The organism is Pseudorhodoferax sp. LjRoot39 (assembly GCF_964253035.1).
Taxonomy (GTDB): domain Bacteria; phylum Pseudomonadota; class Gammaproteobacteria; order Burkholderiales; family Burkholderiaceae_C; genus Pseudorhodoferax.
Genome location: NZ_CAXUQL020000001.1, coordinates 5,938,559 through 5,952,388, shown reverse-complemented (window position 1 = coordinate 5,952,388; position 13,830 = coordinate 5,938,559). Strand labels below are relative to the sequence as shown.

The window sequence follows — 13,830 nt, the reverse complement described above, 5'->3', positions numbered from 1 at the left end:
CAGGAAGGGTCCCCATGTCCAGGCGCCAGCTAGCCTCCCTCTGTCTCTTGCCGCTCGCGCTGGGTGCGTGCAGCGACAGGCCGGTTCACGATGTCCGCACCGAGCCTGCGCTGGTCAGGGTGGCTGCGGTCCAACCCGGCTCCGCGACGACGCGGGCCTTCACCGGCGTGGTCGCGGCCCGTGTGCAGAGCGACCTCGGTTTCCGTGTCGCCGGCAAGGTGCTGGAACGCACGGTCGACGCAGGGCAGACGGTGCGGCGCGGCCAGGCTCTCATGCGCATCGATCCCGTCGACCTCGCGCTGCAGGCCCGCGCGCAGCAGGAGGCGGTCGCAGCGGCGAAGGCGCGCGCCAAACAGACAGCCGACGACGAGGCGCGCTACCGCGGCCTGGTGGGCGACGGTGCCGTCGCGGCCTCTGCCTACGACCAGATCAAGGCCGCGGCCGACGCCGCGAGCGCGCAGCTCAAGGCTGCGCAGGCGCAGGCCGACGTGGCGGCGAACGCATCGGCCTATGCCGTGCTGGTGGCCGACGCCGACGGCGTCGTCGTGGAAACGCTGGCCGAGCCCGGCCAGGTCGTCGCCGCGGGGCAGGTGGTGGTGCGGCTGGCCAGGGCGGGCCAGCGCGAGGCGCTGGTGCATCTGCCGGAAACGCTGCGTCCCGCTGTGGGTTCGCTGGTGCAGGCCAGGCTCTACGGCAGCCCCGAGGCCGCCGCGCCAGCGCGGTTGCGGCAGCTCTCGGACGCGGCGGACCGCACCACGCGCACCTTCGAAGCCCGTTACGTGCTGGAAGGGGCCCTGGCCCGCGCGCCGCTGGGCTCCACCGTCACGATCGACGTGCAGCCCGGCACCACGGGCGGTCCATCGCTGCAGGTGCCCATCGGCGCATTGTTCGACCCCGGCCACGGGCCCGGCGTCTGGATCGCCGAGGGCAATCCCGCGACGCTCGCGTGGCGCTCGGTGCAGGTCCTCGGCCTGGCGGGCGAATCGGCGCAGGTGGCCGGCGACTTGAAGGTCGGCGAGCCCATCGTCGCGCTGGGTGCCCATCTGCTGCGTGCGGGTGAGCAGGTGCGCACCGTGGCCGAAGGCGGGCTTGCGGCCCGTGGGGGCCGTCCATGAGCGAGGGGCGCCTGAACCTGTCTGCACTGGCTGTCCGCGAGCGCGCGGTCACGTTGTTCCTGATCCTGCTGGTCTCTGCCGCGGGCATCCTCGCGTTCTTCAAGCTTGGCCGGGCGGAGGACCCGCCGTTCACCATCAAGCAGATGACGGTCGTGACCGTCTGGCCGGGCGCAACCGCCCGGGAAATGCAGGACCAGGTCGCCGAGCCGCTGGAAAAGCGCCTGCAGGAACTGCGCTGGTACGACCGCAGCGAAACCTACACCCGTCCCGGCGTGGCCTTCACCATGCTGTCGCTGCTGGACAGCGCCCCGCCGGCGGCGATCCAGGAGGAGTTCTACCAGGCACGCAAGAAGCTCGCCGACGAGGCGCGCCGGCTGCCTCCTGGCGTCATCGGCCCCATCGTCAACGACGAGTATGCGGACGTGACCTTCGCGCTGTTCGCGCTCAAGGCCAGGGGCGAGCCCCAGCGCCTGCTCGTGCGCGATGCGGAGGCGCTGCGCCAGCAACTGCTGCATGTGCCGGGCGTGAAGAAGGTCAACATCATCGGGGAGCAGCCCGAACGCATCTTCGTGTCGTTCTCGCACGAGCGGCTGGCGAGCCTGGGCGTGGGCCCGCAAGACATCTTCGCCGCGCTGGCAGGGCAGAACCTGCTCACGCCCGCCGGCGCGATCGAGACGAAGGGCGCGCAGGTGGTGGTGCGTGTCGATGGCGCGTTCGACAACCTGGAGAAGATCCGGCAGACCCCCATCGTCGCCCAGGGGCGCGCGCTCAAGCTCGCCGACGTGGCCAGCGTGGAGCGCGGCTACGAGGATCCTTCCACCTTCATGGTGCGCAACGGCGGCGAGCCCGCGCTGCTGCTGGGCGTCGTGATGCGCGACGAATGGAATGGGCTGGACCTGGGCAAGGCGCTGGCGGCAGAGGTCACCAGGATCAACGCCGGCCTGCCCACGGGCATGCGCCTGGACAAGGTGACCGACCAGTCCGTCAACATCAGCGCGGCGGTGGACGAGTTCATGGTCAAGTTCTTCGTCGCGTTGCTGGTGGTCATGGTGGTCTGCTTCGCCAGCATGGGCTGGCGCGTCGGCATCGTGGTGGCCGCGGCCGTGCCGCTGACGCTGGCGGCGGTGTTCGTCGTCATGGGGGCGAGCGGAAAGAACTTCGACCGCATCACGCTGGGCTCCTTGATCCTGGCCTTGGGCCTGCTGGTGGACGACGCCATCATCGCCATCGAGATGATGGTGGTGAAGATGGAGGAGGGCTACGACCGCGTGGCGGCGTCTGCCTACGCCTGGAGCCACACGGCCGCGCCCATGCTGTCGGGCACGCTGGTCACGGCCATCGGCTTCATGCCCAATGGATTCGCGCGCTCGACCGCCGGCGAGTACACCAGCAACATGTTCTGGATCGTCGGCATCGCGCTGATCGCATCCTGGGTGGTGGCGGTGGCCTTCACGCCCTACCTGGGCGTGAAGATGCTGCCGGCCATCCAGAAGGTCGAGGGCGGGCATGCGGCCATTTACGACACGCGGCACTACAACCGCTTTCGCAGGCTGCTGGCACGCGTCATCGCCCGCAAGTGGCTGGTGGCTGGCACGGTGGTCGGCGCGTTCGCGCTGGCCGTCGTGGGCATGGGGGCCGTGAAGCAGCAGTTCTTCCCGACCTCTGACCGGCCCGAAGTGCTGGTCGAGGTGCAGATGCCCTATGGCACCTCGATCGCGCAGACCAGTGCAGCGGTGGCCAAGGTCGAGGCCTGGCTCGCCAAACAGCAGGAGGCCAGGGTCGTCACCGCCTACATCGGGCAGGGCGCGCCACGCTTCTTTCTGGCCATGGCGCCGGAGCTGCCAGACCCCTCGTTCGCGAAGATCGTGGTGCTCACCGGCAGCCAGGACGAGCGCGAAGCCCTCAAGGCGCGCCTGCGCGAGGCTGCCGCCAACGGCCTGGCGCCCGAAGCACGGGTGCGCGTGACGCAGATCGTGTTCGGTCCGCCATCGCCGTACCCGGTCGCTTTCCGCGTCATGGGCCCCGATCCCGTGCAGTTGCGCGCGATTGCCGCGCAGGTGGAGACGGCGATGCACAACCATCCGATGATGCGCACCGTCAATGCGGACTGGGGCCCGCGCGTGCCCACGTTGCACTTCAGCCTGGACCAGGACCGCCTGCAGGCCGTCGGCCTCAGTTCCAGTTCAGTGGCCTTGCAACTGCAGTTCCTGTTGAGCGGTGTGCCACTGACGGAGGTGCGCGAGGACATCCGCTCCGTGCAGGTCGTCGGCCGCGCCGCGGGGGAGATTCGCCACGATCCCGCCCGGCTGGCCGATTTCACGCTGGTGGGCGCGGCAGGGCAGCGCATTCCGCTGTCGCAGGTGGGCACGGTCGATGTGCGCATGGAAGACCCGGTCCTGCGCCGGCGCGACCGCACGCCGACCATCACGGTCCGCGGGGACATCGCCGAGCATCTGCAACCACCGGACGTTTCCACCGCCGTCTTCAAGCAGCTGCAGCCCATCATCGACCAGCTTCCCGCCGGATACCGGATCGAGCAGGCCGGCTCCATCGAGGAATCCGCCAAGGCCACCGTGGCGCTGCTGCCGCTGTTCCCGATCATGGTCGCGCTGACACTGCTCGTCATCATCCTGCAGGTGCGCTCGATCGCGGCGATGGTGATGGTGTTCGCCACGAGCCCGCTCGGCCTGATCGGCGTGGTACCGACACTGCTCGTCTTCCAGCAGCCCTTCGGCATCAACGCCCTGGTCGGGCTGATCGCGCTGTCGGGGATCCTGATGCGCAACACACTGATCCTGATCGGGCAGATCCACCAGAACGCGCAGGAGGGCATGGGGCCCTTCGATGCGGTCGTCGAAGCCACTGTCCAACGCGCCCGCCCCGTGGTGCTGACGGCGCTGGCGGCGATCCTTGCCTTCATCCCGCTGACGCACTCGGTGTTCTGGGGCACGCTGGCGTACACGCTGATCGGCGGCACCCTGGCCGGCACCGTGCTCACGCTCGTGTTCCTGCCGGCCATGTACGCGATCTGGTTCAAGATCAAGCCGAACGGTACGGCGCAGCCGGCGCCGGCCACCTCGATCGCGCCGGCATGAGGCCTGGGGCGGGGCGCCGTGGATGCAGGACACCGGCCGCGGCTGAGCGGGTGCGGCCGGCGCTGGCTACACCAGTTGCAGCACGACCTTGCCCCTGGCGCGTCCGCTGTCGACGTAGGCCAAGGCCTTGGCCGTGTCCCGCAACGGGAACACCTTGTCGACGACAGGGCGGATGGCACCCGCTTCGACGAGCGAGGTGATCTCGCGCAGCTGCGCGCCGTCGGCGCGCATGAAGACGAAGGTGTAGGCCACCCCGTTCTTCCTCGCCTTGCTCCTGATGCCGAAACTCAGCAGGCGCAGCAGCTGCTGGAGCGGCCAGGCCATGCCGCGCGCGGCGGCGAAGGCCGGGGTGGGTGGTCCTGAGATGGAGACGAGGTGCCCGCCCGGCCGGAGCACCTGGAGCGCCTTGTGCAAGGCGTCGTTGCCCAGGCTGTGCAGCGCCACGTCGTAGTCGCGCAGCACGGTGCTGAAGTCCTGCTTCTTGTAGTCGATCACGATGTCCGCCCCCAGCTCCTGCACCCAGCCGACGTTGGCCGTGCTGGTGGTCGTGGCCACGAACGCACCGAGATGCTTGGCCAGCTGGATGGCGATGGCGCCCACACCACCGGAGCCGGCCGCGATCACCACCCTGTGGCCCTCTTTCAGCCGGGCGGTCTCCACCAGCGTCTGCCAGGCCGTCAGCGCCACCAGCGGCAGCGAGGCGGCCTCGACCATGCCGAGGTTCCTGGGCTTGCGTGCCAGCGACGATTCCCGGATGGCGATGCGCTCGGCGAAGCTGCCGATGCGGTCGTCGTCGGCGCGCGCATAGACCTCGTCGCCCGGCTTGAAGCTGCGAACGCGGGGGCCGACCCGGACGACCGTGCCGGCCAGGTCGTTGCCCAGGATGAGCGGGAGCCGGTAGGGAAGAATCGGCTTGAACGCGCCGCTCCTGATCTTCAGGTCCAGGGGATTGACGCTCGCGGCGTGGACCTGGACCAGCACGTCGTCTTCACGCAGCTCGGGTTCGGGCATGTCGCCGATGCGGCCTTCGTTCCTGCCGTAGCGGTCGATGATGAACGCTTTCATGAGAGGGAACTGCTCCAGGCTGTCTTGGTCGAGCGCTGGCGGCGGGCCGCGCGTTTCAAGCCGCGGCCCGGTAGCGCTGCGCCACCTGGGCCTGGCGCAGATCTCCCACCAGTGCCTGCCGTGCGGCATCCAGAGCATGCCAGTGCGCCGCGTCGTGCAGCGGAGGAATGGTCACGCCTTCGCGGCGGTCGAAGCCGACCAGTGCGGCATCCACCAGCGCACCCACCTCCATCAGCTCGGGCATGGCGCTGGCATCGATGCCAGCGCGCTCCCAGATCTCGGTGCGCGTGCCGGCGGGCAGCACCGCTTGCACATAGACGCCCTTGGGCGTGAGCTCCAGGCTCAGCCCCTGCGACAGGAACAGCACGAAGGCCTTGGTCGCGCCGTAGACCGACATGCCGAACTCGGGCGCCAGGCCGACCACCGAGCCGATGTTGACGATCGCGCCGGTGCCGGCCTGCACCAGGCGCGGGGCGATGGCGCTGGCCAGCCGGACGGGGGCGGTGGTGTTGAGCGCGACCAGCCGGGCCACGGCCTCGGTCGGCTGCTCGGTGAACGGGCCTGACAGCGCAGCCCCGGCGTTGTTGATGAGGGTGTCGATGCGGGCGTCCTCGCGCAGGCGCGCCTCGACGGCGGCGAGGTCGCCGGGCTGGGTCAGGTCGGCCGGCAGGATGTCGACGCCAGCGCCGGTGTCTGCGCGCAGCCGCGCTGCGAGCGCTTGCAGGCGCGCCTTGTCGCGGGCGACCAGCACCAGGTCGTGGCCGCGGCGGGCGAAGCGGTCGGCGTAGGTGGCGCCGATGCCGGTCGAGGCGCCGGTGATGAGAACGGTGGAACGGTTGGTCATGTGCTGCTTTCGTGCGTTGGAAAAAGTCACTGGGCGCTCGATTCCGCGAGCGACGGGTAGTCGGTGTAGCCCGCGGCGCCACCGCCGTAGAGCGTGGCTGGGTTGAGCGCGGTGAGGGGCGCACCGGTCTTCAGCCGTTCCACCAGGTCGGGGTTGGCGATGAAGGGGCGGCCGAAGGCGAACAGGTCGGCCTGGCCCGCGGCCAGGCGGGCCTGGGCCAGCGGCAGGTCATAGCCGTTGTTGGCCAGGTAGGTGTTCTTGAAGCGGGTGCGCAAGGCGTCGAAATCGAACGGCGCGGCATCGCGCGCGCCGCCCGTGGCGCCCTCGACCACATGCAGGTACACGATGCCCAGCGCGCTGAGTCGCTCGGCGATGTGGTCGTATTGCGGCTGCGGATCGCTGCAGGAGATGGCGCCGGCCGACGACACCGGCGACAGGCGCACACCGGTGCGGTCGGCACCGATTTCCTTGGCCACGGCGGCCGTGACTTCGAGCAGCAGGCGGGCCCGGCTCTCGATGGAGCCGCCGTAGGCGTCGGTCCGGGTGTTGGCGCCGTCCTTGATGAACTGCTCCAGCAGGTAGCCGTTGGCGCCGTGGACTTCGACGCCGTCGAAGCCTGCTGCAAGCGCATTGGCTGCCGCCTGGCGGAAGTCCTCGACGATGCCTGCGATCTCGTCTAGGCGCAGGGCGCGCGGCGCGGAGACGTCGTGGAAGCCGTTGTGCACGAAGGTCTTGGTTGCCGCGCGGATGGCGGACGGGGCGACCGGCGCGGTGCCGCCAGGGCGCAGGTCGACGTGCGAGATGCGGCCCACGTGCCACAGCTGCACGAAGATCTTCCCGCCCCTGGCGTGCACGGCCTCGGTCACCTGGCGCCAGCCGTGGATCTGCGCGGGCGTGTACAGGCCCGGCGTGTCCTGGTAGCCCTGGGCGTCGGCCGAGATCTGGGTGGCCTCGGTGATGAGCAGGCCCGCCGAGGCGCGCTGGCTGTAGTAGGTGGCCGCGTGCGCACTGGGCACCAGGCCGGCGCCCGCACGGTTGCGCGTGAGCGGCGCCATCACGATGCGGTTGGCCAGTTGGAGCGGGCCCAGGGTGTAGGGCTGGAAAAGCGTGGTGTCGGTCATGGGTGTGGGATGGCGTGGTGGAGCAGGGATGCCGCAATGATGTCGATCATCATCTTTGCCGTCAAGAGTTTTAATGACGATTGACATCAATGTATAGTCACGGCTCCACCGACGGCCCATCCCACGGAGATCGCCGACATGAAAGTCACCAAAGCGCAGGCGCAGGCGAACCGGGCGCACATCGTGCAGACGGCCGCGGCGCTGTTCCGCGAGCGCGGCTACGACGGGGTGGGGATCGCGGACCTGATGGCCGTCGCCGGCTTCACCCATGGCGGGTTCTACAAGCACTTCCCGTCCAAGGCCGACTTGCTGGCCGAGGCGGCGACCTGCGGTTTCGCGCAGGCGGCCGCCAAGGCCGAGGGTGTCGATGCGGCTGCATTCGTCACGCACTACCTGTCGCGCGAGCACCGCGATGCGCGCGGCGAGGGCTGCACGATGGCCGCGCTGTGCGGGGACGCGGCGCGCCAGCCGGAGCCGATCAAGGCGGCGTTTGCGGCCGGCATCGAAAGCCTGCTGGCAACGCTGGCCAGCCAGTCCGCTGCGCCGCAGGACGCCAGGCGCGCAGGCGAATTGCGCGCCAGGCGCATCGAGGTGATTGCGCAGGTGATCGGTGCGCTGGTGTTGTCGCGGGCCTGCCCTGACGACTCGGCACTGGCCGACGAGATCCTGGATGTCTGCCGTGCTGCGGTGCTGTCGAGGCGGCCGCCGGCCCGGGACGCGTAGCCGACGCACGCCTGGGGGGCCTGGCGCCAGGCCCGAGGGGCAGGGGGCGGGCGGCCCTGCACAGCCCGCCCTGGCAGACCGACGCCGGCCTGGCCGTGGCAGCCGTCGTGGCGTAGCGCATGTCGGCGGCGCGACCGATGGACGGGCGCTGGCGCCTGTCGGACGTCAGCCGCTCGCAGCCGGCCTGGAGAACGCGCGCAGCAGCATGGCCTTGAGCGGACCCTTGAGCTGCTCGGTCCGCGCGCCGAGCAGCCACACCACCCACAACGGCCCCAGCACGACGGGCAGCATGCGGTGCTGCCACCACCCGAGCCAATGCGCCAGCGCGCCGAAGAACTGCAGCAGCGGGTTGTGGAACAGGTACAGCGCGAAGGTGAATCCGGCCAGGGTGCGGATGCGGCGCTCCAGCCGCTGCGGCACTGGTGCGCCCTCGTGCAGCAGGCGCCGCGCGCCCACGAAATGCAGCGCGACGAGCGCACCCACCACGTAGTTCGCCAGGAAGTTCGCCGACCAACCCAGGTGCAGGCTGTTCGCCTCGCCCAGCCACTGCACCGTGAACGTGGCCAGTGCCTCGGGCATGGCCGAGTAGCGGTACACCAGGTAGCCCGCCAGCGTGCCTGCGCACAGGCAGCCGGCGGCAGCCGGCGCCAGGCGCTGTGCGAGCGGCGTGCGGTAGGCCCACACCCCGGCCAGCCAGACCGGCAACAGCAGCATGATCTTGGGGCCCATCACGAGCGCGACGAGGCCGCATGCCAGCCAACGCCGGTGTCCCCGCGTGAACAGCCACGCGCCGAACAGCACGTAGTACCAGAACTCGTAGCCGACCGACCAGTACGGCGTGTTGGAGAACGGCTGCAGCGACCAGAACCACAGCTCGTTGGCGAACAGCAGGCTGGCCAGGGTGCGGGCGACCGGATGGTCGTATGCGTACAGCGAGAAGTCGTACAGGCCGGGGGCGAGCTGGATGCCGATGCCGTCGAGCAGCACGGTCAGCCCCAGCGCCGGAACACAGACCGACCACAGCCGCGCCAGCCGCGCCGCCGCGTAGCCGCGCGGACTGTCGGCCTCGCGCATGGCCACGTGCGCGATCACGAAACCCGACAGCACGAAGAACAGCATCACGGCATCGTTGCCGAAGATGGCAAAGCGCCAGAAGAACGGCAGCCCACCCGAGAAGCGTTCGAAGCTCGCGTGCAGCATGAACACCGCGAGCGCCGCCACGAAGCGCAGCAGATCCAGATACACCGACAGGCCGCGGCTCACACGTGTGGTCTCCCATGCATGCTTGTGGATTGGGCGCGCATTGTGACCGAGCGGCAGGGGGGCGTGGTCGGATCGCCTGTGCGACGAAGCGCGCTTGACCTACATCAGGCGTCGGCCCGTGGCGCTAGCATACGGTCGACATCCTTCAGGTCTCCTGGCTTGCCCATGCCGCTTCGCATCTTCCTCGTGGAAGACAACTTCTTGATTCGCCAGACCATGCAGGAGATGCTGGAAGAGGTGCTGGGCGCGCAGGTGGTGGCCTGGGCCGATGGCGAGAACGCCGCCATCGAGGCCCTGCGCCATACCGCCTGGGATGTGGCGCTGATCGACCTGTTCCTGAAGCAGGGCTCGGGCCTGGGCGTGGCCAGGGCCCTGGAACGGCGCGATGCCGGGCAGCGCATCTATGTGCTGAGCAACTACGCGACGCCGAGCATCCGTGAGCGTTGCGCTGCGATCGCCGTCGACGGCATCTACGACAAATCCACCGAACTGGACCTGCTGCTGGAGGTCCTCGCGCAGCTGACGTGCCCGTGAGCGGCGCGGCTCAGGCGGCGGCGCGGCGTGCCTTGAGGCTGGCAACGTAGCTCTCGCGCGTGCCGGCCACGTGCACGCGCATGAGCGCGTCGAAGGCTGCGAAATCGCCGTCGCTGAAATGGGCCAGCAACTGCTGGTGCTGCTCGTAGCCGGCCGGCCGCAGCACGTCGGCCGGAGCCGACAGGTGCGTGCGCAGCGCGGCGATCTTGGCGCCGGCCGTGGCGTAGGCGGCCTGCAGGTAGCTGTTGCCGCAATGCAGGACGAAGGCCTCGTGCAGCCGTGTGTCGGCGCGGCTGTAGCGCACGCCGTCCTTGCTCTTGCGCGCGGCGGTCATCTCGGCGATGGCGGCCCGGATCTCGGCGATGGTGTCCTCGCGCGCATGGCGGAAGGCCAGCTCGGCGGCGCGCGGCTCGATCAGCATGCGGAACTCGCACAGTGCCTGCACGTCGGCCTCGCTGGCCTCGAACACATAGCTGCCACGCTGCGGCTTGACGGCCACCAGCCCCAGTTGCTGCAGCTGGTTGAGAGCCTCGCGCACCGGCGTGCGGCTGACGCCGAACGAGGTGGCGAGCTGCTCTTCCGGAATCATCTCGCCCAGCGCGAACTGGCCGTCGACGATGGCTTCGCGCAGCCGCTGCGCGACCTGGGTCGCCAGCGAACGGGGGGCTTCGATCTTGAAACTGGGTGCGCTCACGGCGCGGTCTCCTGTGGATGCGCCCATCACGAGAGGGCATCTGAGTCTCGCAGAACAAACCGGGTTCTCACCGGGGCCGGGCCATTCTGCCATCAGTGTTTGTACTAGTGCTTCAGTACCTTACATACAAGGATACTTGCCGCCCATGAACACGACCACCCCGGCGGGCGCAGACGCGGCCCGCGCCATCGAAGTGCTCACCAGGTTGCGCGACCAGTTGGGCGCGGCCACGGTGCTGATCGGTGCCGACGTGCCCGAACGCAACCGCAACGACTGGAGCACGCAGCCACCGACCGATCCGCTGGCCGTCATCCGTCCGGTGGACGCGGCCGGCGTCTCGGCCGCGCTGCGTGCCTGCCGCGAGGCCTCGCTGCCCGTGGTGCCCCAGGGCGGCCTGACCGGCCTGTGCGGTGGCGCGCGGCCCGAGGACGGCTGGGTCGCGCTGTCGCTGGAGCGCCTGGTGGGTGTGGAGGAGATCGATCCCGACAGCGCCACCATGACCGTGCGCGCCGGCACGCCGCTGGAGGCCGTGCAGCGCGCGGCCAGCGATGCCGGCCTGTACTTCGCGCTGGACCTGGGCTCGCGCGGCTCCTGCGCCATCGGCGGCAACCTGTCGACCAATGCCGGCGGCAACCGCGTGATCCGCTACGGCATGGCGCGCGAGCTGGTGCTGGGCCTGGAATGGGTGCTGCCCGACGGCACCATCGTCACTAGCCTGAACAAGATGATGAAGAACAACGCGGGCTACGACCTCAAGCAGTTGTTCATCGGCAGCGAAGGCACGCTGGGCATCATCACGCGCATCGTGCTCAAGCTGCACCCGCAGCCGGGCTGCACCATGTCGGCGCTGTGCGCGCTGCCGGACTATGCCTCCGTCGTGCGCCTGCTCAACGCCTCGCGCCGCGGCCTGGGGCCGCTGCTGTCGGCCTTCGAGGTGATGTGGCCCGACTACTGGGAAGTCGTGACGAAGCGGGTTGGCGTGCGCCCGCCCGTGGCCGGCGACCATGGTTTCTACGTGCTCGTGGAAGCCCAGGGCACGGACGAGGCCGTGGACGGTCCGCGCTTCGCGGCCTGGCTGGAGCAATTCGCCGACGGCGGCGGCCTGGCCGATGCGGCGCTGGCCCAGTCGGTGGCCGACACCCAGTCGTTCTGGGCGCTGCGCGACGCGTGTTCCGAGTTCTTCCAGGCCCTCGGCCCCCACGTCTCCTACGACGTGGCGCTCGCAGTGCGCGACATGGATGCCTTCGCCGCGCAGTGCAAGGCTGCGCTGCTGGACCAGATCCCGGGCTGCCAGAGCGTCTACTACGGCCACATCGGCGACGGCAATGTGCACCTGGTGGCCTGGGTGGAGGGCCTGTCCATCGAGGAGCAACCCAAGAAGCGCATGGACGAGGTGATCTACGGCACCGTGCGCGACTTTGCGGGCAGCATCTCGGCCGAACACGGCATCGGCACGGCCAAGAAACCCTACCTGTCGTACGCACGCAGCCCCGAAGAGATCGCGCTCATGCGCACGCTGAAGGCCGCGCTCGATCCGCAGAACCTGCTGAACCCCGGCAAGGTCATCTGATGGACCGCGTCTTCAAGGCCATCGAGGCCGTGCTCGCGGCGCTGCTGCTGGGCATGGTCCTCATGGTGTTCGGCAATGTGCTGCTGCGCTACGCCTTCAACTCCGGTATCCAGGTGTCCGAGGAGATGTCGCGCTTCTTCTTCATCTGGCTGACCTTCATCGGCGCCATCGTCGCGATGCGCGACGGCACGCACCTGGGCATGGACAACTTCGTCAACAAGCTGTCGCGCCGCGGCAAGCTGGTCTGCCTCACGCTGTGCCAGGGTCTGACGCTGCTGTGCTGCGCAATGATGTTCCGCGGCACCTGGGTGCAGCACGAGATCAACGCCACCACGGCGGCGCCCGTGACGGGGTTGTCGATGATCTGGGTGTTCGGCGTGGCCTACCTGACAGCCATCGCCATCGGCGCGATGGCACTGCGCACGCTGTGGCGCATCGCCAAGGGCCGCATCACCGACAGCGAACTCGTCTCCATCAGCGAGAGCGAGGAGAACCTGCATCCGACGACCCCCGTGGAGGCCCGGCCATGACCATTGCCGTCTTCACCTTCTCGCTGCTCGGCGCCATGATGCTGGGCCTGCCGATCGCGTTCGCGCTGCTGGTCTGCGGCGCCGCATTGATGGTGGCGCAGGGCCAGATCGACACCACCATCCTGTCGCAAAAGCTGGTCGAGGGCGCCGACAGCTTCCCGCTGCTGGCGATCCCGTTCTTCATGCTGGCCGGCGAGCTCATGAACGCGGGCGGCATCTCCAAGCGCATCGTGCACTTCGCGCTGGCCTGGGTCGGCCACATCCGCGGCGGCCTGGGCGTGGTGGCGATCTTCGCCTCGGTGCTGATGGCCGCCATCTCGGGCAGCGCCGCGGCCGACGCGGCCGCCATCGGCGCGCTGCTGATCCCGATGATGCGCAAGGCCGGCTACAACGTGCCGCGCTCGGCCGGGCTGATCGCCGCCGGCGGCGTGATCGCGCCGGTGATCCCGCCGTCCATCGGCCTGATCGTGTTCGGCGTGATCGCCAACGTCTCCATCGGCAAGCTGTTCCTGGCCGGCATCTTCCCGGGCCTGATGATGGGCCTGGCCCTGCTGCTGACCTGGCAGTGGGTGGCGCGGCGCGACCAGGTCTCCGTGCTGCCGCGCCAGAGCATGGCCGCGCGCGGCCGGGCCGCGTTCGACGGCATCTGGGCGCTGCTGATGCCGCTGGGCATCATCGGCGGCCTCAAGTTCGGCGTGTTCACGCCGACCGAGGCCGGCGTGGTGGCCTGCGTCTACGCCTTCGTGCTGGGCGCCTTCGTCTACCGCGAACTGCCGCTGCGCCAGCTCTACCCGCTGCTGGTGGCGGCCGCCAAGAGCACGGCGGTGGTGGTGTTCCTGATCGCCGCGGCGCTGGTCTCGGCCTGGCTCATCACCACCTCGGACGTGCCGCAACAGGTCTCGGCGCTGCTGCAGCCCTTCATGTTCAACAAGATCGTGCTGATGTTCGTGATCATGGTGATCGTGGTCATCGTCGGCACGGCGCTGGACTTCGCGCCCACGCTGATGATCCTGACGCCGGTGCTCATGCCGGTGATCAAGGAGGCCGGCATCGACCCGGTGTACTTCGGCGTGCTGTTCATCATGAACAACGCCATCGGCCTGATCACGCCGCCCGTGGGCATCGTGCTGAACGTGATCTGCGGCGTGGCCAAGATCTCGATGAAGGACCTGATGCAGGGGCTGTGGCCCTTCCTGTGGGCCGAACTGGCCGTGCTGTTCCTGCTCGTGCTGTTCCCCGATCTCGTGCTCGTGCCGCTCAAGTGGCTGAGCTGACC

General features: G+C 69.3%; 12 protein-coding genes. 7 read left to right on the top strand and 5 right to left on the bottom strand.

Going from position 1 to position 13,830, the window contains the following annotated elements:
* Window positions 1-14 precede the first annotated feature (14 nt).
* Both ACSQ4M_RS27825 and ACSQ4M_RS27820 read left to right on the top strand, forming a co-directional pair.
* Entirely contained in the window at window positions 15-1,115 is a 1,101-nt protein-coding gene (locus ACSQ4M_RS27825; protein ID WP_436192625.1) for an efflux RND transporter periplasmic adaptor subunit, read from the top strand.
* Window positions 1,112-4,210, top strand: coding sequence for an efflux RND transporter permease subunit (locus ACSQ4M_RS27820; protein ID WP_436192624.1), 3,099 nt, complete (start codon window positions 1,112-1,114; stop codon window positions 4,208-4,210). The genes ACSQ4M_RS27825 and ACSQ4M_RS27820 overlap by 4 nt, the downstream gene beginning before the upstream one ends.
* A gap of 66 nt (window positions 4,211-4,276) precedes the next feature.
* Here ACSQ4M_RS27820 and ACSQ4M_RS27815 read toward each other — a convergent pair whose 3' ends face one another.
* The 3 genes from ACSQ4M_RS27815 to ACSQ4M_RS27805 are packed head-to-tail and all read right to left on the bottom strand — an operon-like array spanning window position 4,277 to window position 7,240.
* Complete coding sequence (locus ACSQ4M_RS27815; protein WP_436192623.1) at window positions 4,277-5,275, bottom strand: NADP-dependent oxidoreductase; 999 nt, start codon at window positions 5,273-5,275, stop codon at window positions 4,277-4,279.
* Window positions 5,276-5,330: 55 nt separating this feature from the next.
* Entirely contained in the window at window positions 5,331-6,119 is a 789-nt protein-coding gene (locus ACSQ4M_RS27810) for an SDR family NAD(P)-dependent oxidoreductase (RefSeq protein ID WP_436192622.1), read from the bottom strand.
* 26 nt (window positions 6,120-6,145) lie between these two features.
* On the bottom strand, window positions 6,146-7,240 hold the full coding sequence (locus ACSQ4M_RS27805; RefSeq protein ID WP_436192621.1) for an alkene reductase: 1,095 nt from the start codon (window positions 7,238-7,240) through the stop codon (window positions 6,146-6,148).
* A 138-nt stretch (window positions 7,241-7,378) separates the two neighbouring features.
* Here ACSQ4M_RS27805 and ACSQ4M_RS27800 point away from each other — a divergent pair, with 138 nt between their 5' ends.
* Window positions 7,379-7,963 (top strand): TetR/AcrR family transcriptional regulator, encoded by a 585-nt coding sequence (locus tag ACSQ4M_RS27800; protein ID WP_436192620.1) that lies wholly within the window; start codon window positions 7,379-7,381, stop codon window positions 7,961-7,963.
* A gap of 165 nt (window positions 7,964-8,128) precedes the next feature.
* Here ACSQ4M_RS27800 and ACSQ4M_RS27795 read toward each other — a convergent pair whose 3' ends face one another.
* Window positions 8,129-9,226 carry an acyltransferase family protein gene (locus ACSQ4M_RS27795; protein WP_436192619.1) on the bottom strand — a complete coding sequence of 366 codons (1,098 nt, stop codon included), beginning with the start codon at window positions 9,224-9,226 and terminating at the stop codon, window positions 8,129-8,131.
* 165 nt (window positions 9,227-9,391) lie between these two features.
* Here ACSQ4M_RS27795 and ACSQ4M_RS27790 point away from each other — a divergent pair, with 165 nt between their 5' ends.
* On the top strand, window positions 9,392-9,760 hold the full coding sequence (locus ACSQ4M_RS27790) for a response regulator (RefSeq protein ID WP_436192618.1): 369 nt from the start codon (window positions 9,392-9,394) through the stop codon (window positions 9,758-9,760).
* Between the two features lie 10 nt (window positions 9,761-9,770).
* On the opposite strand, the gene ACSQ4M_RS27785 is transcribed toward ACSQ4M_RS27790, so the two are convergent.
* Window positions 9,771-10,454, bottom strand: a complete 684-nt coding sequence (locus ACSQ4M_RS27785) for a GntR family transcriptional regulator (protein WP_436192617.1) — start codon at window positions 10,452-10,454, stop codon at window positions 9,771-9,773.
* Window positions 10,455-10,599: 145 nt separating this feature from the next.
* On the opposite strand from ACSQ4M_RS27785, the gene ACSQ4M_RS27780 reads away from it, so the two are divergent.
* The 3 genes from ACSQ4M_RS27780 to ACSQ4M_RS27770 are packed head-to-tail and all read left to right on the top strand — an operon-like array spanning window position 10,600 to window position 13,828.
* Entirely contained in the window at window positions 10,600-12,024 is a 1,425-nt protein-coding gene (locus tag ACSQ4M_RS27780) for an FAD-binding oxidoreductase (RefSeq protein WP_436192616.1), read from the top strand.
* Entirely contained in the window at window positions 12,024-12,554 is a 531-nt protein-coding gene (locus ACSQ4M_RS27775) for a TRAP transporter small permease (RefSeq protein ID WP_436192615.1), read from the top strand. The genes ACSQ4M_RS27780 and ACSQ4M_RS27775 overlap by 1 nt, the downstream gene beginning before the upstream one ends.
* Window positions 12,551-13,828, top strand: a complete 1,278-nt coding sequence (locus tag ACSQ4M_RS27770; protein ID WP_436192614.1) for a TRAP transporter large permease — start codon at window positions 12,551-12,553, stop codon at window positions 13,826-13,828. Before ACSQ4M_RS27775 ends, ACSQ4M_RS27770 begins: the two co-directional genes overlap by 4 nt.
* Window positions 13,829-13,830: the final 2 nt, after the last annotated feature.